Raw genomic sequence first — 23,142 nt, 5'->3', positions numbered from 1 at the left:
AGAATCTAATTGTCGGAGATGAATTATGGAACAGAAACAAGGGAAACTTAAAATCTTCTTAGGGTATGCAGCGGGTGTTGGAAAAACATACGCAATGCTTGAGGCTGCTCAAAGTCTTCGTAAAGCAGGAGTGGATGTTGTTGCGGGGTATATTGAACCTCATCAAAGACCAGAAACTATTCAAAAATCCGAAGGGTTAGAGTCTATTGAACCATTGATCATCTCATACAAAGGAATCCAAATTAAAGAGTTTGATTTGGAAGCAGCTTTATCAAGACATCCAGAAGTTATATTAGTAGACGAACTTGCCCATACTAATGTACAAGGAATGAGGCACCGGAAACGATACCAAGATATTGAAGAGCTTCTAAGAAATGGTATTAATGTCTACACTACCGTAAACATTCAACATATTGAGAGTCTTAATGATGTTGTTGAACAGATAACTGGAGTTGTTGTTAAAGAGCGGATACCAGATCACGTATTTGAAGATGCAGATACTGTTGAACTTATCGACATTTCTCCATCAGAATTAATGTTACGGCTCAACCAAGGAAAAATATACAAAGATATTCAAGCTCAACGTGCATTATCAAACTTTTTTCTAGAAGAAAACTTGATTGCCTTGCGTGAGATTGCCTTAAGGAAAACAGCGGATCAAATCAACCAACGAAACTACTTGCCATCAAGTAGCTTCACAAAAGAACACATCTTAGTTTGTATCTCTGATTCACCTACAAGTGATAAAGTTATTAGAACAGCTGCGAGAATGGCAGATGCTTTTCATGCACAGTTTACTGCGGTTTATGTTGAGTTTGAGGAAATAGATTCAGTACGTGATAAAAGTGTTAAAGAGAATCTTCGTTTAGCAGAGGAACTTGGTGCACAATTGACGACACTCTATGGTGATGATATTGCGAATCAAATTGCTGAATACGCCAAAATAAGTCATGTCTCAAAAATAGTAATTGGTAAGAGTTCTAAGAAAAGGGTCAGATTTGGACAATTATCCATCATTGACCAACTTGCAGAGTATGCCCCTAATATTGATATTCACGTTATCCCAGACTCATCAACAGTTTACTATGAGAAACGTTCTAATATTTTGGGTAAAGAAACATTTAGACTCAGAGATGGTTTGAAAGTCTTTGCGATGTTAAGTATAGCGACTGCTATCGGTTACTTCTTCTTTGAATTAGGCTTTACTGAAGCAAATATAATAATTGTCTTTATTCTAGGTGTACTCATTACTTCCCTTATTACTGATGGACGAATATGGTCAATCATATCCTCAGTACTCGCGGTATTGGTGTTTAATTTCTTCTTTGCAGATCCACGATTTACCTTTGCAGCATACGATTCAGGATATCCTTTTACATTCTTATTCATGTTTGCGACAGCGTTTATCACAAGTACCTTAACTACGAAATTAAAACAAAGAAGTATTGATTCTGCTAAGAAGACCTATAGAACCGATATACTTCTAGAGACAAGTTTGAAGCTCCAAGGTGCAAACACAAAGGCAGAGATAATTGCTGCAATCGGTAATCAAATTAAGAAACTAGTCAATGAAAATGTCATCATCTATACTTTTGAAGATAGTCAACTCGTCCCAATGGTATTTGTCGATGCAACGCAAGAATATGTTCATGATATTCTGTTAAGTCAACAAGAACGGGCCATTGCAGAATGGGTCTATGAGAATAATAAACGTGCAGGAGCACAAACAAATACGCTTTCAAATGCAGTATGTACCTATCTTGCAGTTCGTTCATCAGACAAGGTAGTGGCTGTAGTAGCTGTTGAACTCCATGATCCTTTGGAAGCCTTTGAAAAGAACCTTTTGGTATCCTTGATTAACGAAGGAGGATTAGCCCTAGAGAAGGCTATTCTTAATGAAGAACAAAAAGAGTCCACACTCAGCCTCGAGCAAGAGAAATTACGTTCAAACATATTACGCACGATTTCCCACGACCTTAGAACGCCACTAACAAGCATATCTGGAAACGCTGATCTCTTGATTAAGAATCCTGAGTTAGAAAGCACACAAAGACTTAACTTGTATGAAGGAATTCATAAGGATGCTGTTTGGTTGATTGATCTTGTTGAAAACCTTTTAGCAGTAACACGTATTGATAATTCTAAGACCATGCTTCATTTTGAAGGAGAAGTCTTAGAGGACTTGATACAGGAAAGCATTGATAGAGTTCAATCAAAACTAGGGAATCGCACACTTGAATACAAGACGAGTGAAGTTATAGATACAGTAAGTGTCGATTCTAAGCTAATCATTCAAGTATTTACAAATGTTTTAGATAACGCAATAAAATACACACCTGCTGATGCAAAGATTAAAATTAGCACACGATCAAAGAAAGATACAGTCAGTGTTATTATTGAAGATAATGGACCTGGCATCAAAGATAAGTCTCAACTGTTTGATATGTTTTATACAGAAAAGCAGGATAGTAGACGGGGCATGGGACTGGGACTTTACCTAGTTCATGAGATTGTAAAGGCACATGGTGGTAAAGTTAAAGTTAATGATGTTACCCCTCATGGTGTATCATTTGAAATAAGCTTAAGGAGGTATGTTGTCGATGAAAGCAAAAATCTTAATCATTGAGGATGATCCAAGAATTCAAGATTTAGTTGGAGCCACTCTTTCTTTAATCGACTACTCTTATCAGTTTGCAAGTTCTGCAAGAGAGGGGATTCAACTATTCCATGCTAATAATCCTGATGTTGTTCTTTTAGACCTTGGCTTACCAGATAAAGATGGTGTAGAAGTTGTTCACAAGATTCGAGAAGAATCCAATGCTCCCATTATAGTGGTAAGTGCTCGTTCAGAAATGATGGATAAAATAGCAGCACTGGATGCAGGTGCTGATGATTACCTTACAAAGCCATTTGATCCAGATGAGTTACTCGCTCGAATTCGAGTGGCAATACGTAGGCTTCAATCTGTTGATGGTTCGCAAGATATTGTGGTTAACGGATTGTTGAAAATGGATGTGTCACAAAGAACGGTAATGGTTGATAATCATGAGCTCCATGTAACTCCTACTGAGTACAAGCTACTTCTTTTGATGCTACAAAATGTTGGTAAAGTCTTGACCTACAATACGATTCTAAAAGAAGTATGGGGTCTCTATTCCGATAACATCCCTGCACTCAGAGTCTTTGTAACGACCCTAAGAAAGAAAATTGAAAAGTATGATCCCAACAACAACTACCTGCAAACACATGTAGGAGTTGGCTATCGAATGATCAAAATAGAAAACTAAGATACTGTTCACCCGGTATCTTTTTTTAATCTTAATACTATCTTAATATCTTCGGTGCTATAGTAATTCCATTGATTAAAAGAGAGGGATTTTGCTAATGATTTACCTACTAATTATCGTTATATTACTGCTAGGCTATCTTGTCTATGCACTTATGAATCCAGAGAAGTTTTAAAAGAGGGGAAGTATCATGGAAACATTAATTATCTTTATGATCCTAGCTGCATGTGTCGTCATGCTTTCGGGTCGCTACTTATTTTATTTATTGAATGAACCAAGAACTCAGAGTCGTGGAATTGTTTCAAATATCGAAGGAGTTCTTTTGAAATCGTTCTCAGCACCAACTGAACCAATGACTTGGAAACAGTACTTTTGGGCCCTATTTTCAATGAATATGGTCTTGTCTATTATTGGCTTTATCATTATCCTATTAACGTCAGGAAGCCTTATGAGTGTTGACCAAGCTTTCAATACAATTGTAAGTTTTATGACGAATACAAACTTACAACATTATGCCGGTGAAACACAGTTGAGCTTGTACTCTCAAATGTTTGTAATTATCACCTTTATGTTTGTATCAAGTGCCTCAGGAATTGCTGTAGGTTTTGCATTCATTCGAGGATTAACAGGTAAACCTTTTGGAAATTTCTATAAAGATATCGTGAAAATACTAATACGTTTCTTAATACCTGTTTCATTTGTGATTGCAATCCTTCTCGTATGGCAAGGCGTACCTCAAACACTACAAACACAAATGGAAGTAACTACAATCACAGGAAGACACCAGATTATTAATTTAGGTCCTGTGGCAGCTCTAGAAGCAATCAAACACTTGGGTACAAATGGTGGAGGATTCTTTGGTGCAAGCTCTGCAATGCCTTATGAAAACCCTAATCTTGTTACGAATATTATTAATATGCTAGCGATGATTACGATACCTGGGGGTTTACTTGTTGCCTTTGGTTTAAGTGCTAGAAAACAAGGTGACAAGAAGTCTTGGTTAGAAAGCACTCCTTTGATTATTGTCTCAATGATTTTCTTTCTTGTTGCTTTCCTTACGATTACTTATGCAGAGTATCAAGGATCACCAGTTCTCGCAGACTTAGGACTTATGAACACTGGAAACTTAGAAGGTAAAGAACTACGCTTTGGTATTTTGAACTCATCAATCTTTACCACAGTATCATCGTCTTTTACCACTGGATCAGTGAATAGTATGCATGATTCATTAACGGCACTGGGTGGCTTAGTTCCAATGTTCCTAATGATGTTGAATATCGTCTTTGGAGGTTCAGGTGTTGGTTTTATGAACCTTATGATGTACGTCTTCTTAACTGTGTTTATTTGTGGCTTAATGATAGGTCGTACGCCTTCTTACTTTGGAAAGAAAATAGAAAGTCAAGAAATGAAACGAGTAGCTATGGTTATTATTATTCATCCACTTTTAATTCTAGGTTTCACTGCTATTGCTCTCAAAGTATTGGGACTTACAGGGATTAGCAATCATAATTACTCACAAATACTCTATGAGTTTACATCAGCTTCCGCAAACAATGGATCTGGATTTGAAGGTCTACAGGATAATACATTGTTTTGGAATGTATCCACAGCTTTAGTTATGTTTATTGCGCGATATGTCACGATGTATCTTCAACTCAGTGTTGTTGGTTTATTGTATAAGAAACAAACAATGAATGATTCCATCGGAACACTTCGTACAAATACAGGAATATTTACCATTGCTTTACTCGTTATTATTATTTTGATATCAGCACTAACATTTTTCCCAGCACTAATTCTGGGACCTATTACAGAAAGTTTACTCTAGAAATAAGGTGATTGTATGAATAAAGATATTATTAAAACATCGCTCTTAGGAAGTGTTAAGAAATTGAATCCTAAAGATATGATTAAGAATCCTGTCATGTTTGTAGTTGAAGTAGGCTTTGTCTTAACAACACTGCTTACCTTCTTTCCTACACTATTTGGCGATAGTGATCCTAAGCTAAGACCTTTGAATGGGATTGTGGCGGTAATTTTATTACTAACATTACTCTTTGCGAACTTTGCGGAATCCATCGCAGAAGGTCGTGGTAAAGCTCAAGCAAACACACTACGACAAACAAAGAAAGATATGATGGCGAATCGACTTACCTCTGATGGAACTATCGAAAGCATCAGTGCAACACATTTAAGAAAAGGTGATGTTGTGATTGTCAAAGCAGGTGAAGTTATTCCAAACGATGGTGAAGTAATCGAAGGGGTAGCGACTGTTGATGAATCAGCAATTACAGGAGAATCTGCTCCAGTAGTCAAAGAACCAGGTGGGGATTTCTGTTCAGTAACTGGTGGAACAACAGTAGCCAGTGATCAGCTAAAAATAGTAATCACCTCAATGCCAGGGGATTCATTTTTAGATAAAATGATTTCAATGGTAGAAGGTGCTTCACGTAAAAAGACACCAAACGAAATTGCTCTTAGTACACTTTTAGTTTCTCTAACGATTATTTTTCTCATCGTTATCATTACCTTACAGCCTATGGCAAAGTCACTAGGAATAGAGATACCATCATCAATACTTATCGCTTTAACTGTATGTTTAATCCCAACAACTATTGGTGGACTTCTATCAGCTATAGGAATCGCAGGTATGGACCGTGTCACTCGTTTTAACGTGATTGCAATGTCTGGCAAGGCTGTTGAATCCTGTGGTGATGTTGATGTCATGATATTAGATAAAACAGGAACCATTACTTATGGTAACCGTATGGCAGCAGAGTTTATCCCTGTTGAAGGTGTTGAACTGAATGATTTGATTTATCATGCTTCATTGTCTTCAATTCAAGATACGACTCCAGAAGGCAAATCTATTATCGCTTTAGCAAGAAAATTTGATATAGAAATTACTGATGATATGTTGAGAGAATCACTGTTCGAAGAGTTCACAGCTCAAACTCGTATGAGTGGCTATATTAGTGAATCCTTAAAAGTATACAAAGGTGCAGCAGATGCAATAAAAACGTATGCTGAAGCAAACTATGGTGCAATACCATCAGATCTAGACCTTAAAGTACAGTCTATTTCAAAATTAGGTGGTACGCCATTAGTGGTTATTCGTAACCGAGAAATACTAGGAGTAATCTACCTTAAAGATACGATTAAAGAAGGTTTAGTCGAACGATTTGCAAGGCTTCGTTCAATGGGTATTAAGACCATCATGTGTACGGGAGATAATCCCTTAACAGCAGCCACGATTGCTCAAGAAGCAGGGGTTGATGGTTTCTTAGCAGAATGTAAGCCTGAAGATAAAATAGAAGCCATTAAGAAAGAACAAGACCAGGGTAAAATCGTTGCAATGACTGGTGATGGAACTAATGATGCACCTGCTTTAGCTCAAGCAGATGTTGGTATTGCAATGAATAGTGGAACTATTGCTGCTAAAGAAGCTGCAAACATGGTCGATTTAGATTCTGATCCTACTAAAATACTGGATGTTGTTGAGATTGGTAAACAGTTATTAATGACACGAGGAGCATTGACTACATTCAGTATCGCTAATGACTTAGCGAAGTACTTCGCAATCTTACCAGCACTATTTGTATCTGCTTTCCCAGCAATATCTGTATTAAATGTAATGGCATTAAGTTCAGCAAACTCCGCGATTCTTTCTGCTCTTATATTCAATGCACTTATTATTCCTGCTTTAATACCTCTTGCAATGAAAGGGGTAAAATATAGACCAGACAGCTCGGATAAGTTATTAGTAAGAAACATGATGGTTTATGGTTTAGGTGGAATTGTGACACCATTTGTAGCGATAAAACTTATTGATCTTGTAATATCGCCAATACTCGCAATGATTTCTTTATAGGAGGGTGTATGAAAAAAATAAGAACGTTGATTCTATTCTCATTACTTTTAGTGTTTCTCTGTGGTTTTGCATTTCCAGTAGCAATTACAGGTGTTGCTCAACTTGTGTTTCCGTATCAAGCGAATGGAAGTATGATTACGATTGATAATCAGGTTGTTGGTTCGGAACTACTTGGACAAGATTTTACAGAAGAGAATCTATTTTGGGGAAGACCTTCAGCAAACCAATACAACATGACTGGTGTTAATACAGCATCAGGTTCAAGCAATCAAAATGTGAGCTCTTTAGAGTACAAAGAGCTTATAGAGAAAAGAATCCAAGTGTTGTTGGAGCAACATCCGGGACTCGAAGTAAATGATATACCTATGGACTTAATTAGTGAGTCGGCATCAGGATTGGATCCACACATTAGTAGTGAAGCAGCAAAGATTCAAATACAAAGAGTTGCTAAAGCAAATAATGTTTCAATTGAAAAAGTGCAAGAAATCGTCGATGGACATACCGATAAGCACAAGTTGGTAAATGTATTAGAACTGAATATTGAGATTCAAAAATTAAATTAGGGTTAAGATGCCACCAATATTATTTATAGCCTAGATTCATATTTGTATCTAAGGTGATTAATAACTATCTAAAAGGGTTGATTTCTTCGTAAGACTGAAATCAACCCTTTTGTATTGCATGATGTATCTAGAAAAATATATTTCTATTTTTAGTTATTCTCTTTAATTATTTTCTTAACCCCAATTGCAACAGACTCAATTGCAGGTCCATAGACAACATGAACATGTTTATCTGACTGTTTGATTATTCCCATTGCTCCTGTTGATTTTAGCAATGATTCGTCAACAAGTGATGAATCATTGATGTCTACTCGTAGACGAGAAATACAGTTATCAACGGATACGATATTATCAAATCCTCCAAGACCTTTCACTATGTTAAGGGACTTGGTATCAGAACTTATTTCATTTACTTCTGGTGAGTCGATGTATTCGAGTTCTTCATCTGTACTTTCGATAACGATACCTTTTTTAGTGAAGTACCACTTGAACGTATAGTAATAAATAAATGCGAATGGAATACCAATAAGGATTACTCTAAACCAATTTGAACCGGGTTGCATTACCCCCCAAATTACAAGGTCGATGAGTCCACCACCAGTATTACCTATTACAACCCCTGCCATAGAAACAAGCATGAATGACAAGCCTCCCATAATAGAATGGAATAAGAATAGAGGAGGTGCAATAAACATAAATGCAAATTCTATTGGCTCTGTAATACCTGAGACAAAGGATGCAGCAACTGCTGCAATTAGAAGGGCTTTAACGCGACTTTTCTTATCTTCTGGCGTAGTTTGGTATATTGCTAGTCCAGCTGCTGGTAACCCAAATATCATAAATGGAAATTTGCCTTGAGCTAAAAATCTAGTATAAGGAGCAAGTACAGACATGTCTACTTGACCAATATTTTGTAAGAAAATATTTAGTGCTCCTTCAACACCATCTAGCACTCCACCTATTGAGGTTGTTCTGAAAACACTATTTAGTATGTGATGAAGTCCGGTTGGAATTAAGAGTCTTTCTAGGAATCCGAAGATAAAGACACCGAACTGTCCAGCACTAGTAATTAGTTCTCCAAGTAAATTAATTGCGTTTGAAACGGGACCCCAAACAAATGGCATGATTTGTCCGACAAGAGCCATAACTACAATTACTACAATGGTAACAAATCTTTTTCCACCATAGAAAGCTATAGCGTCAGGGAATTTTATATTATGGTATTTATTATGTAAGGAAGCTACAATTAAACCAGTTAGAATTCCGGCAACAGCTCCCATATCAATAGTTTCAACCCCTAATATTGAAGCTACTCTTAAATTGTCGACTGCAATAAAACCAGACTTAACTAAAATGCTAGCACTAACTAAGAATGTATAGTAACCAACAAATCCAGCAAAAGCAGCAGTCTCTTTATCAGTTTTGGCAAGACCAAGAGCAATTGAAATTGCAAATAATGCTGGAATAAGAGTAAATACGACACCTGATACAGATCCGATCATTGATACTGCGTAAAATACATATTCATTTCCTAAAAACGGCAGTAATTCGATAATTTCAGGTCGTTTAAGTGCACTTGAAAGCCCAAGAAAGATACCTGCTGCAGAGAGTGCAGCAATTGGCATCATGAGACTTCTACCTAAATTTGATAGGATAGATAATATTTTGTTTTTGTTCATTTCTTTCCTCCGAAAAGTTATATTATTTCAACTCTGGCCAATATCCTTTATTGGCTTCAATAAGAGCATCAAGAAGTTCTCTAGCTACTGTTACATCATTAACTAGACGGTTAATTGTAAATGCATGTAATGCTTTAGTATATGAATTCTCATAGTAAGCATCAACAAGGAGTTTTTCGCTAGAAACCTGATTTGCTAGTAATCCATAGTATAGTTGTGGAATATTACCTACTCGCATTGGACGAGGACCGTTTATACCTAATTCACAAACAACTTCTACCATAGCATCATCTTGAAGATTGTTAATTGCTCCATTGTTTTCAACAATTAAGATATATCGATTATTTTTATTGTAAGCGATAGAAATTGCTACTTCAATCATCATCTCAGCGTGAGCATCGCTAATTGTTTCAAATTTATCACCAAGTGTACCGGCTTTAATTACTTCTTCACATTCACTAAATACACGTTTCTCACGGCTTGCCATAACTTCATCAGCACGTGTGTAGTTAGGATCTAGTTTACTAAACTTATATTCAGGATACAAATAGTACTGATTGTATGTGTTTGGTAAATAGTCTGGGAAATCTTCCAACATTTTTTCTACAAAGCCATATGTATCTAACCAAGAAGCATCTCTTTGCTCTGCATCTTGTGGTAAGAAGCCTTTTTCTTTTACAATCTGTTTAACCTTAGGGAGTAGGTCTTCTCCTGTATTGACATCATAAATATGTTTAAACCATCCAAAATGGTTAAGACCAAAATAAATTGGGTCTAAATCTTCCCAATCCACATTAAGTAGTCGACTTACGGAACGAATAACATTCTCTGGCTGATCACAAATGTTTAGGATTTTCTTGTCATCTGGAAATTCTCGGCGTAAAGCCTCTGCAACGATTGCTGCTGGATTCGAATAGTTTAATATCCAAGCATCTTTTGCGTAAGTTCTAATATCATAGATAGCTTTTATCATATCAACGACAGATCTAAGACCATATGAAAGTCCACCAGCACCACAGGTTTCTTGTCCTATTTTTCCATGTGCAAATGGGATATGCTCATCTACCTGACGCATTGGGAGACCACCAGATCTCATTTGCATAAAAATAAAGTCCATTCCACTATAAGCTTCTTTAATATCAGTTGTATAAGAAAAGTCAAGTTCTGGGAAATGTTCTTTATATAAAATTTCTCCAAACTTTCCTACAAGCTCTTGTCTTTCTTTATCAATATCAAACAACACTAATTTTTTAATTGGAAATTTTTCTCTTAACCTAACAAACGATTTCAAAAATCCTGGAGTAAATGTACTTCCTCCACCAACAATACAAACACTATACTCTTTCATAATTTCACCTTCCTAATAAATTCTAGTAGCTACACCCATAAAGTAACAAATAAATTCTAGACAGACAATTGAAAGGGCTAACATACTCTGTTGTTACTCAACTTGGAATTTGTTACAATTAGGGTAACAAAATATTGGAGGTACGAATTTGTTTAGTAGAAGAATTAACGAAGAAGTAATAAATAGTCTGAATGAAAGTGAGTTATATATATTAAAGTATATAAATAGTAATAAAAAAAGTGTTGAAAGCATGACCATTAGAGATCTTTCAAATTTTGTTTCTTATTCAACCGCCACCGTAAGTAGATTTTGCAAGAAAATTGGCTACTCGGGATTTTCTGAGCTAAAGTTTGAACTGAAATTGGATAATGATAGTAGTGTTTCTTTAAGTTCAGTAAATCACCATGAGAGTATAGATTTAATATTTAAGGACATTCGAAATACGATAAAACTTCTAGATCCCAAGTTAATTGATGAGATAGCTCATTCAATTCTTATAGCAAAAAATATTCACTTATTTGGTGTTGGTATATCAGCAAATACTGTAAGTTATTTTGAAAAGCTATTGTTTTCTGCTGGAATATTCAATGTATACTCTTATAGTTCTACCAAGTTAATAAATCACGCAATATCGATGATGAGTCAAGATGATTTAGTTATTTTAACAAGTGCTACGGGAGAATTTAAGCCTGCAATAAACACAATAAAAATGGCAAAAATATCCAATATCAAAACATTAACAATAACGCCATACAATAGAAATGAAATTGCCCAAAACTCTTATTATAATCTTAATTATTTTGGAGAATTAAGAGAAAACAATGGTGCAGAATTTACAAATAGGATTACAACTTTCTATATATTGCATACTATATTTGAGTGTATTATTAGAAAGAAAAAGGAGGGGTATGATGAAAATCTTTAATAATATTTCTCACATAGATCTTAATGAGTTCGAATATGAGTTTATTGATTTTTGTGAAAAAAATACGAATATGATTATTGATATGTCACTCGATGAACTATCAAAACAAATGTTTATTTCACCCTCTAGTATAACTAACATGTTGAAAAAAGCTGGATTTTCAAATTTTAACGATTTTAAATTTAATCTTAAAAGAGATTTATACAGACAAGAAAATAATTCTCTAGATAACAGTGAAAATCTACTAAAGTTGATTGAATCTGACTTATTAGAAATGCAGACAAATTTGGATTTATTTTATTATGAAGAAATTGCAACTCAGATTAAAAAATCAGAAAGAATTGTTGTTTATGGAACAGGGTTAAATTCTGCTGTAGCAAATTATTTTTATAATAACTTGCTAACTCTTGATATGTATGTCGTTTTGATATCTGAATTACATTTTCTCAAGAATTTAGCAGAAAATGATAATACTGTATCGACGTTGATAATATACTCAAATAGGCTTCAAGATGAGAAGTTCCTGGATGTTTTAACAACATTTAAGAATACAGGAGTAAAGGTAATATTAATTACTTCAAAAGATTCAAATTCAGATTCGATAAAATTAGTTGATTTTGTTATTCGAACTACGGACGAAGAACGTATTTTCAATTCTATGGATACAAACTCAAGAATCGGATACTACCTCTCAACACAAATACTAATTGAACTTTTGGTATCTAATACAGATGAGAGATAGCAAACTTGCAATGCACATGATGATAGGTGGTAAAATCGACAATTATTTAACTCAATAATATATACGTAGTTAAAGTAGGTGACGTATGACAAAAATTAAAAAGCATTTTGAAAAAGGGGATGTAATCATAACCAATCCAGAAGAAGGACATTTTGGTATTGCGGTGGTATTAAGCTACAGAGACAAAACAGATCGCTTTCTACCAATGTGTCATATTGCGATAACTCCACTCTTATTCACATATGAGGTGAGTCTTGAAGACGTTGATTTGAATGGCTTGAAGCCATTATGCTTTAAAAGGACAATGAACTATATTAAAAGAGGGAAATCAGTTCAAGGAGTAAGAGAAGATCTAATGATAACAATCTATTCTACTCGTAATAAAGCTGGATTGAAAGTAATTGGAAACATTGATACAAGTTCGGTATATAATGGAGAACTCCTTTGGGAACCTCAAGAAAACAAATTTCATTTTGGGGAACGATAAGTAATAATCTCGGGAGAGAGGCATTTCTTGCACTTCATCAAGAGAATGATGGTATTTGAAAAGGAAAGTTTAGTCTTTCCTTTTTTGATGGAAAATATAAATAGCTTCAAATGAATCACAAATTTTTAGACCATAAAAAGCATGAGTTCAAGACATGCAATAAAACCAAAGGATGACTATTCTAATGAATATTTGCTAGTAGGGTTGTTAAGATTACATAAAAATTTTTTTGTTAATGTTGGACTCAAATATATTCATATCATAAAATAATAGTGAGAAATATTTTATCAGAATATGGTAAACTATTGAAAAGGAGACAGCAAGATATTATTGCTAGGTAGATAATATGAAACTTTATATAAAACAAAAAGTATTTTCAATTGGTGAACGATTTTATGTTCGCAATGAAGATGGAGCGGATGTATTTTATGTCGAAGGATCATTTCTAAGAATCCCAAAAGAGTTTAGAATTTACGATATGTCAGGGAATCTACTGGCGACTATTGAGAAACAAATGTTTCGCTTGTTGAGCCGTTATGATATCCAAACTGAACACGAATTCGTAACCTTAAAACGTCACTTTACTTTTCTATTCAATCGATTTTCATTAGAAGGATTGGATTGGGAATTAGAAGGTAATTTCACATCACACGAGTATCAACTTATTAAAGGGGAACGTCCAATTATGTCTCTCACCAAACATTGGTTTACTTGGGGAGATAGCTATGAATTAAACATTGAACACTCTGAAGATGCACTACTTTGTTTATGTATTGTTATTGCAGTTGATGCTGCCGTAGCAAATGATGGTAATAATGCCCAAGCAGCCTAATTAGTAGTCCCCATTAAACAAGAATTATCCATATAATTGATAGATAAGATTCGTTGTTATCACAAATATGATTTGCTATAATTCTTTTATAAAGGGGGGTATTTACCATGGGTAAATTTATTTTAAAGTCGACAAATACAGGCTATAAATTCGATTTGTTGGCTGGTAATAGTGAAGTAATAGGAACTAGTGAAGTTTATACTTCTAAGAGTGCTGCTTTGAATGGTATTGAGAGTGTTAAAAAGAATGCTACAGTTCATGTTGAAGATCAAACAGTAGACGAAACTTTGAAACACCCTAAATATGAATTGTATACTGATAAGTCGGGAGAGTTCCGATTCCGCTTGAAAGCAGTGAATGGAGAAATTATTCTTGCATCTGAAGGATACAAATCAAAAGCAGGCGCCAAGAATGGAATTGAAAGCGTCAGTAAGAATGCACCAAGCTCAGAGATTATAGATATTACAGAGAATTAATTATATTAAAACAAGATACCTTATCACTTTAGGTATCTTTTATTTTGCAACAATTTACAAGTGAATTTATTATGAAATAAATTGAACTGTGTTCATTTATGTTGTATTATTGTATTAACTGTATAGTATAGCGAAAAAGAAACAGTTGGATAACTGAAAGTGTGATTGCTATACAAAATCGGCTAATAGTGACTAAAGAGGGATAAAACTATGCTTAAATTAACGAACATTAGAAAATCATATAAGACTTATGATTTTACACAAGTGGCTCTAGATGACGTGTCACTTTCTTTTAGGGATAATGAGTTTGCGGCAATACTTGGAACATCAGGTTCAGGTAAAACTACCTTACTCAATATTGTAGGGGGCTTGGATCGTTACGATTCAGGTGACCTTGAAATTGACGGTATATCTACGAAGAAATATAAATCTTCCGATTGGGATACATACAGAAATAACCGAATTGGATTTGTTTTCCAAAGTTATAATTTAATTCCTCACCAAACTGTTCTTGCTAACGTTGAGCTCGCATTAACACTAAGTGGAGTATCACGTGCTGAGAGAAAAGAACGTGCGATTAAGGCTCTTGATGAAGTTGGTTTGAAAGACCATATTCGTAAACGACCAAGTCAACTAAGTGGGGGTCAGATGCAACGTGTAGCGATTGCTCGTGCACTTATTAATGATCCAGAGATTGTTCTTGCTGACGAACCAACAGGAGCACTTGATAGCCAAACAAGTATTCAAGTTATGGACTTGCTTACCAAGATTGCTAAAGACCGTCTAGTTATTATGGTTACTCATAATCCTGATTTAGCTGATAAATATGCAAACCGTATTATCGAGTTAAAAGATGGAAAAGTAATTGGTGATACCAATCCTTTCGATACTGATGAAGTAAAAATTAGTGAGAAAAAACATGGAAAAGTTGGCATGTCATTCTTTACTGCAATTTCTTTATCTTTAAGTAACTTAATGACCAAAAAGGGTAGAACATTTGTAACTGCTTTAGCAGGTTCGATTGGGATTATTGGTATTGCTGCTATCTTAGCATTAGCGAGTGGAATCAATGCCTATATTGGAAATATCGAAGAAGAAACAATGAGTAATTACCCACTCACTATTCAATCTTCGGGAATTGATATTACTAGTTTTATTACCGATGCAGATAATTTTGGTCCAAGTGGTTCAAAAGAAGAAGAGCAAAAAGGTGATGTTGGAGTTCGTAATGTATTTGAATCAATGTTTAACTATCAAAACAAAAATGATTTAAAATCACTGAAGGCTTACATACAACAAAATCAAAACTCATTAGAACCTTATATTAAAAACATTCAATATAAATACGATATCACTCCTCAAATATATTTGAAAAATGTTGATTACAACATCAGTCAAGTAAGTCCAGATGCTATACTTGGAAGTTATGGTATCGGAAATAGCTCAGGGATGAATGCTTTTATGGGTGGTGGTAGTGCAGGGATGAATAATTTCCATGAACTCCCAGGTAAAAACGATATGTTTGAATATCAGTATGATATTAAATCTGGACGCTGGCCATCTGCATATGATGAAGCGGTCGTTGTGTTAATGGGAGATGGAAGTATTTCTGACTTCGTATTGTATTCATTAGGCATAAAAGATCGAAGTGAACTACATGGAATGTTGGATACCTTTGTAAATAATCCAGGGAAATCATTAACAATCGATAATAGTAATCTTGATATTAAATATGATGATCTATTAAATTCAGAACTAAGTGTTATTGATGCTGCAAATAAATATGTTTATGATGAGAACTATGGTGTTTGGATGGATAAATCTGACAACGAATCCCATATGAAAACAGTTATTGAAGATGGGGTTCAATTAAAGATTGTAGGTGTTGTTCAAGCTGATTCGGATGCAACAGCAACAATGCTTTCATCAGGTATCTATTACACACCTGAACTTGTTCAACATTTATTAACACAGGCATCAGACCACGATATTGTCCAAGAACAATTGGATAATCCAAGTGTTAATGTTTTTACTGGTGAAACATTTATTTCGGAGAATGTAAAAGATGATAAGGCATCCTTTAATTTTTCTGACCTATTTACCATTGACGAGACAGCGATGAGAAATGCATTTAAGTTTGATACTTCGAAACTTAATGTAAAGGTTCCTGACTTAAGCATCGATGTTAATGCATTGAAACTACCTGAATTTGATATTGCAGGTATGAACAAAGAAATCGCAAGTCAAGTAGAAATACCGGTTGACCAGCTGAATGCAATCTTCACTTCAACATTAGATGCGTTTATGAAGGAACAAGCTCAAGCAGGGATTACTGACCCACTGCAAATGGCTCAAAATCTGAATGAATATCTTAGCCGACCTGCTGTTCAAAAAGCATTAGCAGAACAATTACAAGCAAGTGTCAATCCTTCTCAAATCAGTCAACAAGTCACAGAAGTGATTCAAAAATACATTTCTACAGCATTACGAGGAACAATGAATGAACTAATGACAACTGTTCAGTCACAAATTCAATCACAACTTCAATCAACACTTAAACAATTACCTCAACAAATTCAAAGTGCAATATCAATTGACCAAGCTGCGTTTATGCAAGCATTCAAGCTTAAAATCAATGAAGAAGATATCTTAGATTTATTGACTGCTCTCATGAATCCAAAAGTTAGCACGGTTGAATCAAATCTTAAGAAGCTTGGATATGCAGATATAAATACTCCTTCACAAATTGGTTTGTATCCAAAAGACTTTACAACGAAAGAAAACGTCATCGAGTTTCTAAATAGCTACAATACACAAATGGAAAACTCAGGTAATAAAGAACAAATCGTAAAATATACGGATTTGGTTGGAACCTTGATGTCTTCAGTTACAGATATTGTTGATACAATCAGTTATGCTCTTATTGCCTTTGTAGCGATATCATTAGTGGTTTCATCAATTATGATTGGTGTTATTACTTATGTATCCGTACTTGAACGTAAGAAAGAAATTGGTATTCTACGAGCTATTGGAGCAAGTAAACGAGATATTCGTCGTGTCTTTAATGCTGAAACGATGATTATCGGATTTATTGCTGGTGGTATAGGGGTAGGTGTTACGTATCTCATTAGTATCGTTGCCAATATTGCAGTATACAATGAGTTTGGAATTGCGAATATCGCTCAATTACCTACTCAGGCAGCTGGAATACTTGTAGCAATTAGTATGGCATTGGCCTTTATTTCAGGTCTCTTCCCATCTTCTGCTGCAGCTCGTAAAGATCCAGTTGAAGCTTTAAGAAGTGAATAAATAGTTGAAGCTGCTTATGCAGCTTTTTACTTTATAGAAGCTATGTTATTATGTGCTTAGTGATGTAGGAGAAAATTATGCCTTTTATTATATTAAGACAAGATATTACTGTTATGGAAGTTGATGCAATCGTCAATGCTGCAAATAGCCAATTGGTACAAGGCGGTGGTGTTTGCGGTGCAATTTTTAAGGCAGCTAATTCTGATGCGTTAATGCTTGAATGTCAAAATCTTGCTCCTGTAGCAAGTGGAAATGCTGTAATTACTTCAGCATATAACTTACCTGCCAAACATATCATCCACGCAGTAGGTCCGGTCTATGATTCTGTGCATCCTGAGCTAAGTGAGAGTATATTGCGAATGACCTATCAAAGTGCTCTGAGTATTGCAGCGAATGAAGGGTTTAATAGCATTGCTTTTCCATTAATTTCAAGTGGAATCTTTGGCTATCCTCAAGAAGAAGCCTTTCGTATTGCTGCCTCAGAAATTGAAAAGTTTTTAGACAATCATGAAATGACCATCTATCTTACTATCTTTGATAAGCAATCGTGGAAAATTAGTCGTGATCTAGTAGGAGATGTTCAGTCCTATATTGATGACAACTATGTAGATGAGAATTTAATCTCAAGAGAACTGTATTCTCCAAAGTTCTTTGAATATGAAGTAGACCATAAAGCAAAATACTCCATACCTGTCGCCGCTAATAATTTAGATGACATGTTAGAGAATCTTGATGAACCCTTTGTATCAACACTGTTTCGCTATATTGACCTAAAGAAAATGAGTGATGTTGATGTCTATAAAGGTGCCAATATCGATCGCAAACTTTTTTCGAAAATTCGTTCAAATGAAAATTATATTCCGAGTAAGAATACTATTCTCGCTCTAGCAATCTCTTTACATCTAACACTTGATGAAACACAACATCTTCTAAATACTGCAGGATATTCATTGTCCAAAAGTAAGGTATCAGATGTAATCATAGAATACTTTATTGTTTCAAAGAACTATAATATCTATGAACTTAATGAAATCTTATTCTCCTATGATCAATCTCTGTTAGGGTCGTAGAAAGTGTCGCTTAACAGGCGACCTTTTTTTATGCATCCTTAGGTATTCTATAGGTACCGAAGGAGGATATATTATGAAAAATACAGTTACGGAATTAGTCTTTATTTTAGATAGAAGTGGGTCAATGGCAGGTCTTGAAATGGATACAATAGGTGGTTTTAACTCCATGTTGAAGAAACAGAAGTCTCAAGAAGGTACATGCTATGTGACGACAATGCTTTTTGATAATGAGTTTCGATTGTTGCATGATCGTATTGATATTAGGGGTATTAAAGAAATGAGTGAAGAAGAATATCAAGTGGGTGGTTCAACTGCATTGTTGGATGCAATGGGAATGTGCATTCGAAAGATTGAGAATGTTCAAAGGAATACACTACAAGAATATAAATCAGATAATGTCATGTTTGTAATCATCACAGATGGTGAGGAAAACTCGAGTCGAGATTATAACATAAAAGATATCCGGCAAATGATTGAATACCAGAAGTCAAAGAATGCATGGGAATTTATATTCCTTGGAGCGAACATAGACGCTGTAGAAACTGCAAGAATGTATGGGATATCTAAAGATCGTGCACAGAACTTTCATCCGGATGGACAGGGTGTGACTCTGAACTTTGAAGCAATTAGTGATGCTATAAGTCATTATCGGTGTGCGTCAGTTATGCCGGATACTTGGAATGAAGAAATATCAAAAGACTATAAAAAACGAAAATAAGGCTCCGCAAGGGCCTTTATTATGACTAAAAGACATAGATCGAGATACCAATAAGACATTAAATTTACTTTGCACAACAAACAAATATGGGAAAAACACAAAATGTCTTGACAAGCAATGTAAAAATATGAATAATGTATGTAAATCTTACATAGTCGTATGAAAGATATTTCAGAAGAGGGAGGGAACTATGAAAAAGTTATTCAAAAGTGTCACAATAGCTTTATTGGTATTAAGCTTAGTAGCGTGTAGTCCCAAGGGCGGTGGCGGTGCAACAGGCGGTAAAAAGACAATAACATTTGCGAAAGAAAATGATATTGCCTCTATGGATAGTCGTTATGCAACAGACGGAATGTCGTTTGAAATTATTGCGGCAACGACCGAAGGTTTAATGAGTGTTGATAAAGATGGTAAAGTTATTCCAGCATTGGCAGAAAGCCATGAAGTGAGTGCTGACCAATTAACATGGACATTTAAACTTAGAGATGCTAAATGGGTCAATGGTGATCCTGTAACAGCTCATGACTTTGTATTCGCATGGCAAAATGCCAATACGAACCCAGACGCAATCTATAACTATCTCTATACAGGAGATGGTGCGGGTATTGTAAATGCAGCAGATGTACAAAGTGGAGCTAAAGATAAAGCAGAACTAGGTGTTAAAGCTTTAGATGATAAAACTTTAGAAATTGAACTGGATAATCCTGTTAGTTTCTTTGATAGTCTTATGGCTTTCCCTGTATTCTTCCCACTTAATGAGAAGTTTGTAACAGAAAAAGGCGATAAGTATGCAACAGGCCCAGATGCACTTCTAGCGAACGGTCCTTACAAAATGATTAGCTGGGAAAAAGGTTCTAAAGTAATTCTTGAGAAGAATGAAACATATTGGGATGCAGCAAATGTAAAAACAGATGAGTTAGTCTTCAATATCGTAGCGGAAGCAAGTACAGCTGTTCTTGACTTCGAAGGTGGTTCAACAGACTTCTTGAAATTAAACTCAGATTTAGTTGATAAATATAAAGGCTCAGAGGCATTCAATAACGTACTTGAAGGATACCTTTGGTATATTATGTTCAACTTCAAACATGAAGCTCTTGCCAATAACAACATTCGTCGTGCAATTGCTCTAGCAGTTGATAAAGGACAACTTGTAAATAACGTTCTTAAAGATGGATCTGTTACAGGTGATGGATTTGTACCTGTAGGACTTGCAACTGGACCAGATGGAAAAGACTATCGTGAGTCAGCACCAGTTTACAATAAAACAGACAAAGTGAAAGCTAAAGAATTGTGGGCACAAGGTAAGAAAGAATTAGGTATTGATACTCTTAAACTTCGTTTCTTATTTGAGACAAGTGATCCTGCAAAACCTGCAGCAGAGTTTATTCTATCTGAACTTACAAATACTTTAGAAGGCTTACAAATTGAGATGGAAGGTATTCCAAAAGAAAACCGTCTTGCAAGACAACGTGAAGGAGACTTTGATCTTCAATTAACACGTTGGGGACCAGACTATGCTGACCCAACAACCTACTTAAACTTAATGATGTCAGATAGTACCTATAACTTCGGTGGTTACTTAAACCCTGAATACGATAGACTTGAAAAACAAGCGCTTGTAACTTTTGATGTAACAGAGCGTTGGAACCTACTTCAAGCTGCTGAAAAGGTATTGATGGAAGACTTGCCAATTGCACCAATGTTCCAAGTTGGTGGAGCGAGCTTAATTAATCCTAAAGTAAGTGGAATAGAAGCACATGCTGTAGGCGTTCCATTCATTTATAAAAACGTCGATATTGCTGAATAGTTATCAGCATGAAAACAGCACAAGACACAGTTTAACTTGTGCTGTTTTTTATAAGAAAAGGAGTAAACTATGAGTAAATCTACATTGAAATATATTGGGAAACGGCTCCTTATCGCACTTGTTACACTCTTTGTAATTATTGCTATTCTGTTTTTCATGTTAAAACTTATGCCTGGATCACCATTTAATAGTGAGAAGTTAACACCAGATCAAATGGCAGCAGTCTTTGAAAAGTATGGACTCGATCAACCGATTCATATCCAATTTATTAATTACTTTAAGAATATGATTTCAGGTGATTTTGGTATTTCATATTCAATTTCAAAGAATGCATCCGTTGCTGAACTGGTAGTACCACGTGCTATTATTTCGTTCTCCATTGGTATTATTGCAGTAATTTTTGGAACAGTGATTGGAATAATCTTAGGGGTATTTGCCGCACTGAATCGTAATACAATATGGGATACCATTTCAACGATTCTATCAGTACTGGGAGTATCCATTCCATCGTTTGTTTTTGCACTCTTATTACTCATGTTATTTGGTGTAAAAATTCCAGTTCTACCGATTATTTATAATTCCAGACAACCAATTTTATCTTCAATCATCCCAATGTTAGCTCTATCAGGAAGTGTCATCGCTAACGTTGCGCGATTTACTCGAAGTGAAATGATTGAGGTATTAGGTAGTGAATATATGTTACTTGCTGAAGCGAAAGGTATCAATCGCAAGATGTTAATCTTTGATCATGCCTTACGCAATACGTTGATACCGGTCATCACTGTTTTAGCTCCGATTATGATCTCGCTAATTACAGGTAGTATGGTGATCGAGAAAATTTGTGGAATACCGGGTCTTGGTACCTTGCTAGTAAAAGCAATTGAAGTCAATGATTACAACGTTATTATGGCTGTAGCTTTCCTTTACAGTTTACTCTACATTGGAATGATGTTAATTGTTGACGTATCGTACGGGGTCATTGATCCTCGTATTAGACTCACGAAAGGAGAAAACAATGGATAAAATTGAATTCATGGAACACGACTTTGAACTTGTAAACAGAGATTTCTCAAATTCCCAGGACGAAGTCATTGAAGCTGTTCCTTTTTGGAAAGATGCTTTAAACAGATTTACGTCCAATAAGGGTGCTGTTGTCGCATTATTCATTATTCTTTTCTTAATTGTAGTAGCCATTGTTGCTCCTCTATTGAGTCCTTACTCATACGATCAAGTGTTTACTGAAAAGCAAAGTATGGGACCTCGTATTCCCATTTTGGAAAATTTAGGAATCTTTACAGGAACCGTGAATGGTGTTAATAAATATCAAACATTAGGACTCGTAAATGAGTTTCACTATTTTGGAACTGATGTGCTTGGAAGAGATTTGTGGGTGAGAGTTTGGGAAGGTACCCGAATTTCACTGACAATTGCCTTTATTGCCGTAATTATTGATATCTGCTTTGGGATGATTTACGGACTAATTTCAGGATATTTTGGTGGCAAAGTTGATACTGTTATGCAACGTATTGTTGAGGTTATCAACAGTATACCGAACCTCGTAATACTGGTACTCTTATTAGTTGTAATGAGTCCATCACTCACAACAATCATTATTGCTCTAATGCTTACGGGATGGATTGGGATGAGTAGAGTAACACGTGCACAGGTTCTTAAAATTAAAGAACAAGAGTTTATTCTTGCTTCCAGAACTCTAGGAGCAAGTGATTTCTTTATTATCTTTAAAGAAGTGTTACCGAATATATTTGGACAAATCATTATTATGTCCATGTTCTCAATACCAAGTGCAATCTTCTATGAAGCGTTCCTTGCCTTTGTTGGTCTTGGTCTACCGATTCCAATGGCAAGTCTTGGTACATTGATTAATACAGGGTTTAAGTCAATCTTAGTAACACCATTTATGACGATTATTCCTGTTGTTGTATTGGCTCTCCTAATGCTTAGTTTTAACATACTAGCTGATGGATTAAGGGATGCGTTTGATCCTAAGATGAAAGAAATGTAGGTGGT

The 23,142-nt window shown here is 35.3% G+C and carries 19 protein-coding genes; 17 read left to right on the top strand and 2 right to left on the bottom strand.

The window, feature by feature from the left end; translation table 11 throughout:
- Positions 1-25: 25 nt before the first annotated feature.
- The 6 genes from G7059_RS08755 to kdpC all read left to right on the top strand — a co-directional run bounded on the left by G7059_RS08755 (position 26) and on the right by kdpC (position 7,721).
- On the top strand, positions 26-2,626 hold the full coding sequence (locus G7059_RS08755; RefSeq protein WP_166081712.1) for a sensor histidine kinase KdpD: 2,601 nt from the start codon (positions 26-28) through the stop codon (positions 2,624-2,626).
- Positions 2,601-3,287: a response regulator transcription factor gene (locus G7059_RS08750; RefSeq protein WP_166081711.1), complete on the top strand. Its 687-nt coding sequence runs from the start codon at positions 2,601-2,603 to the stop codon at positions 3,285-3,287. The genes G7059_RS08755 and G7059_RS08750 overlap by 26 nt, the downstream gene beginning before the upstream one ends.
- 97 nt (positions 3,288-3,384) lie before the next feature.
- Positions 3,385-3,462, top strand: a complete 78-nt coding sequence (gene kdpF, locus G7059_RS10695; protein ID WP_166082103.1) for a K(+)-transporting ATPase subunit F — start codon at positions 3,385-3,387, stop codon at positions 3,460-3,462.
- Positions 3,463-3,477: 15 nt separating this feature from the next.
- Positions 3,478-5,115, top strand: coding sequence for a potassium-transporting ATPase subunit KdpA (gene kdpA, locus G7059_RS08740; RefSeq protein WP_166081710.1), 1,638 nt, complete (start codon positions 3,478-3,480; stop codon positions 5,113-5,115).
- Positions 5,116-5,130: 15 nt separating this feature from the next.
- A complete protein-coding gene (gene kdpB / locus G7059_RS08735; protein WP_166081709.1) occupies positions 5,131-7,158 on the top strand; it encodes a potassium-transporting ATPase subunit KdpB in 2,028 nt (675 codons plus the stop codon).
- An 8-nt stretch (positions 7,159-7,166) separates the two neighbouring features.
- Positions 7,167-7,721: a potassium-transporting ATPase subunit KdpC gene (gene kdpC, locus G7059_RS08730; protein WP_166081707.1), complete on the top strand. Its 555-nt coding sequence runs from the start codon at positions 7,167-7,169 to the stop codon at positions 7,719-7,721.
- A 149-nt stretch (positions 7,722-7,870) separates the two neighbouring features.
- Here the strand turns inward: kdpC and G7059_RS08725 are convergent, their stop codons facing one another.
- The gene (locus G7059_RS08725) at positions 7,871-9,400 is read right to left on the bottom strand and encodes a PTS transporter subunit EIIC (RefSeq protein ID WP_166081706.1); all 1,530 of its coding nucleotides are present in this window, start codon (positions 9,398-9,400) and stop codon (positions 7,871-7,873) included.
- A 22-nt stretch (positions 9,401-9,422) separates the two neighbouring features.
- Complete coding sequence (locus G7059_RS08720; RefSeq protein WP_166081705.1) at positions 9,423-10,748, bottom strand: 6-phospho-alpha-glucosidase; 1,326 nt, start codon at positions 10,746-10,748, stop codon at positions 9,423-9,425.
- Positions 10,749-10,896: 148 nt separating this feature from the next.
- Between G7059_RS08720 and G7059_RS08715 the strand changes: the two genes are divergently transcribed.
- The 11 genes from G7059_RS08715 to G7059_RS08665 all read left to right on the top strand — a co-directional run bounded on the left by G7059_RS08715 (position 10,897) and on the right by G7059_RS08665 (position 23,137).
- Positions 10,897-11,673, top strand: coding sequence for a MurR/RpiR family transcriptional regulator (locus G7059_RS08715; protein WP_166081704.1), 777 nt, complete (start codon positions 10,897-10,899; stop codon positions 11,671-11,673).
- Complete coding sequence (locus G7059_RS08710) at positions 11,660-12,415, top strand: MurR/RpiR family transcriptional regulator (RefSeq protein ID WP_166081703.1); 756 nt, start codon at positions 11,660-11,662, stop codon at positions 12,413-12,415. The genes G7059_RS08715 and G7059_RS08710 overlap by 14 nt, the downstream gene beginning before the upstream one ends.
- Before the next feature lie 85 nt (positions 12,416-12,500).
- Positions 12,501-12,902, top strand: coding sequence for a hypothetical protein (locus G7059_RS08705; protein ID WP_166081702.1), 402 nt, complete (start codon positions 12,501-12,503; stop codon positions 12,900-12,902).
- A 346-nt stretch (positions 12,903-13,248) separates the two neighbouring features.
- Positions 13,249-13,734, top strand: coding sequence for an LURP-one-related/scramblase family protein (locus G7059_RS08700; protein WP_166081701.1), 486 nt, complete (start codon positions 13,249-13,251; stop codon positions 13,732-13,734).
- A 107-nt stretch (positions 13,735-13,841) separates the two neighbouring features.
- Complete coding sequence (locus tag G7059_RS08695) at positions 13,842-14,210, top strand: YegP family protein (protein WP_166081700.1); 369 nt, start codon at positions 13,842-13,844, stop codon at positions 14,208-14,210.
- Between the two features lie 210 nt (positions 14,211-14,420).
- Positions 14,421-17,519, top strand: coding sequence for an ABC transporter ATP-binding protein/permease (locus G7059_RS08690; RefSeq protein ID WP_166081699.1), 3,099 nt, complete (start codon positions 14,421-14,423; stop codon positions 17,517-17,519).
- 77 nt (positions 17,520-17,596) lie between these two features.
- Positions 17,597-18,589: a macro domain-containing protein gene (locus G7059_RS08685; protein WP_166081698.1), complete on the top strand. Its 993-nt coding sequence runs from the start codon at positions 17,597-17,599 to the stop codon at positions 18,587-18,589.
- Between the two features lie 73 nt (positions 18,590-18,662).
- On the top strand, positions 18,663-19,307 hold the full coding sequence (locus tag G7059_RS08680; RefSeq protein ID WP_166081697.1) for a vWA domain-containing protein: 645 nt from the start codon (positions 18,663-18,665) through the stop codon (positions 19,305-19,307).
- Between the two features lie 190 nt (positions 19,308-19,497).
- Complete coding sequence (locus tag G7059_RS08675) at positions 19,498-21,114, top strand: peptide ABC transporter substrate-binding protein (RefSeq protein WP_166081696.1); 1,617 nt, start codon at positions 19,498-19,500, stop codon at positions 21,112-21,114.
- 69 nt (positions 21,115-21,183) lie between these two features.
- Complete coding sequence (locus tag G7059_RS08670) at positions 21,184-22,137, top strand: ABC transporter permease (protein ID WP_166081695.1); 954 nt, start codon at positions 21,184-21,186, stop codon at positions 22,135-22,137.
- Positions 22,130-23,137: an ABC transporter permease gene (locus tag G7059_RS08665; RefSeq protein ID WP_166081694.1), complete on the top strand. Its 1,008-nt coding sequence runs from the start codon at positions 22,130-22,132 to the stop codon at positions 23,135-23,137. Before G7059_RS08670 ends, G7059_RS08665 begins: the two co-directional genes overlap by 8 nt.
- Positions 23,138-23,142 lie beyond the last annotated feature (5 nt).

It is taken from the genome of Erysipelothrix sp. HDW6A, assembly GCF_011400295.1.
GTDB lineage: Bacteria > Bacillota_I > Bacilli_A > Erysipelotrichales > Erysipelotrichaceae > Erysipelothrix.
This window is presented reverse-complemented; position numbering and strand designations above follow the sequence as displayed.

What these genes read in the sequence shown, in the direction of transcription:
- G7059_RS08725 (WP_166081706.1), bottom strand. Translation starts at nt 9,400, where the DNA reads ATGAACAAAAACAAAATATTATCTATCCTATCAAATTTAGGTAGAAGT.
- G7059_RS08680 (WP_166081697.1), top strand. Translation starts at nt 18,663, where the DNA reads ATGAAAAATACAGTTACGGAATTAGTCTTTATTTTAGATAGAAGTGGG.
- G7059_RS08755 (WP_166081712.1), top strand. Translation starts at nt 26, where the DNA reads ATGGAACAGAAACAAGGGAAACTTAAAATCTTCTTAGGGTATGCAGCG.
- G7059_RS08685 (WP_166081698.1), top strand. Translation starts at nt 17,597, where the DNA reads ATGCCTTTTATTATATTAAGACAAGATATTACTGTTATGGAAGTTGAT.
- G7059_RS08675 (WP_166081696.1), top strand. Translation starts at nt 19,498, where the DNA reads ATGAAAAAGTTATTCAAAAGTGTCACAATAGCTTTATTGGTATTAAGC.
- kdpC (WP_166081707.1), top strand. Translation starts at nt 7,167, where the DNA reads ATGAAAAAAATAAGAACGTTGATTCTATTCTCATTACTTTTAGTGTTT.
- G7059_RS08670 (WP_166081695.1), top strand. Translation starts at nt 21,184, where the DNA reads ATGAGTAAATCTACATTGAAATATATTGGGAAACGGCTCCTTATCGCA.
- kdpA (WP_166081710.1), top strand. Translation starts at nt 3,478, where the DNA reads ATGGAAACATTAATTATCTTTATGATCCTAGCTGCATGTGTCGTCATG.
- G7059_RS08705 (WP_166081702.1), top strand. Translation starts at nt 12,501, where the DNA reads ATGACAAAAATTAAAAAGCATTTTGAAAAAGGGGATGTAATCATAACC.
- G7059_RS08710 (WP_166081703.1), top strand. Translation starts at nt 11,660, where the DNA reads ATGAAAATCTTTAATAATATTTCTCACATAGATCTTAATGAGTTCGAA.
- kdpF (WP_166082103.1), top strand. Translation starts at nt 3,385, where the DNA reads ATGATTTACCTACTAATTATCGTTATATTACTGCTAGGCTATCTTGTC.
- G7059_RS08695 (WP_166081700.1), top strand. Translation starts at nt 13,842, where the DNA reads ATGGGTAAATTTATTTTAAAGTCGACAAATACAGGCTATAAATTCGAT.
- G7059_RS08690 (WP_166081699.1), top strand. Translation starts at nt 14,421, where the DNA reads ATGCTTAAATTAACGAACATTAGAAAATCATATAAGACTTATGATTTT.
- G7059_RS08700 (WP_166081701.1), top strand. Translation starts at nt 13,249, where the DNA reads ATGAAACTTTATATAAAACAAAAAGTATTTTCAATTGGTGAACGATTT.
- G7059_RS08665 (WP_166081694.1), top strand. Translation starts at nt 22,130, where the DNA reads ATGGATAAAATTGAATTCATGGAACACGACTTTGAACTTGTAAACAGA.
- kdpB (WP_166081709.1), top strand. Translation starts at nt 5,131, where the DNA reads ATGAATAAAGATATTATTAAAACATCGCTCTTAGGAAGTGTTAAGAAA.
- G7059_RS08750 (WP_166081711.1), top strand. Translation starts at nt 2,601, where the DNA reads ATGAAAGCAAAAATCTTAATCATTGAGGATGATCCAAGAATTCAAGAT.
- G7059_RS08720 (WP_166081705.1), bottom strand. Translation starts at nt 10,748, where the DNA reads ATGAAAGAGTATAGTGTTTGTATTGTTGGTGGAGGAAGTACATTTACT.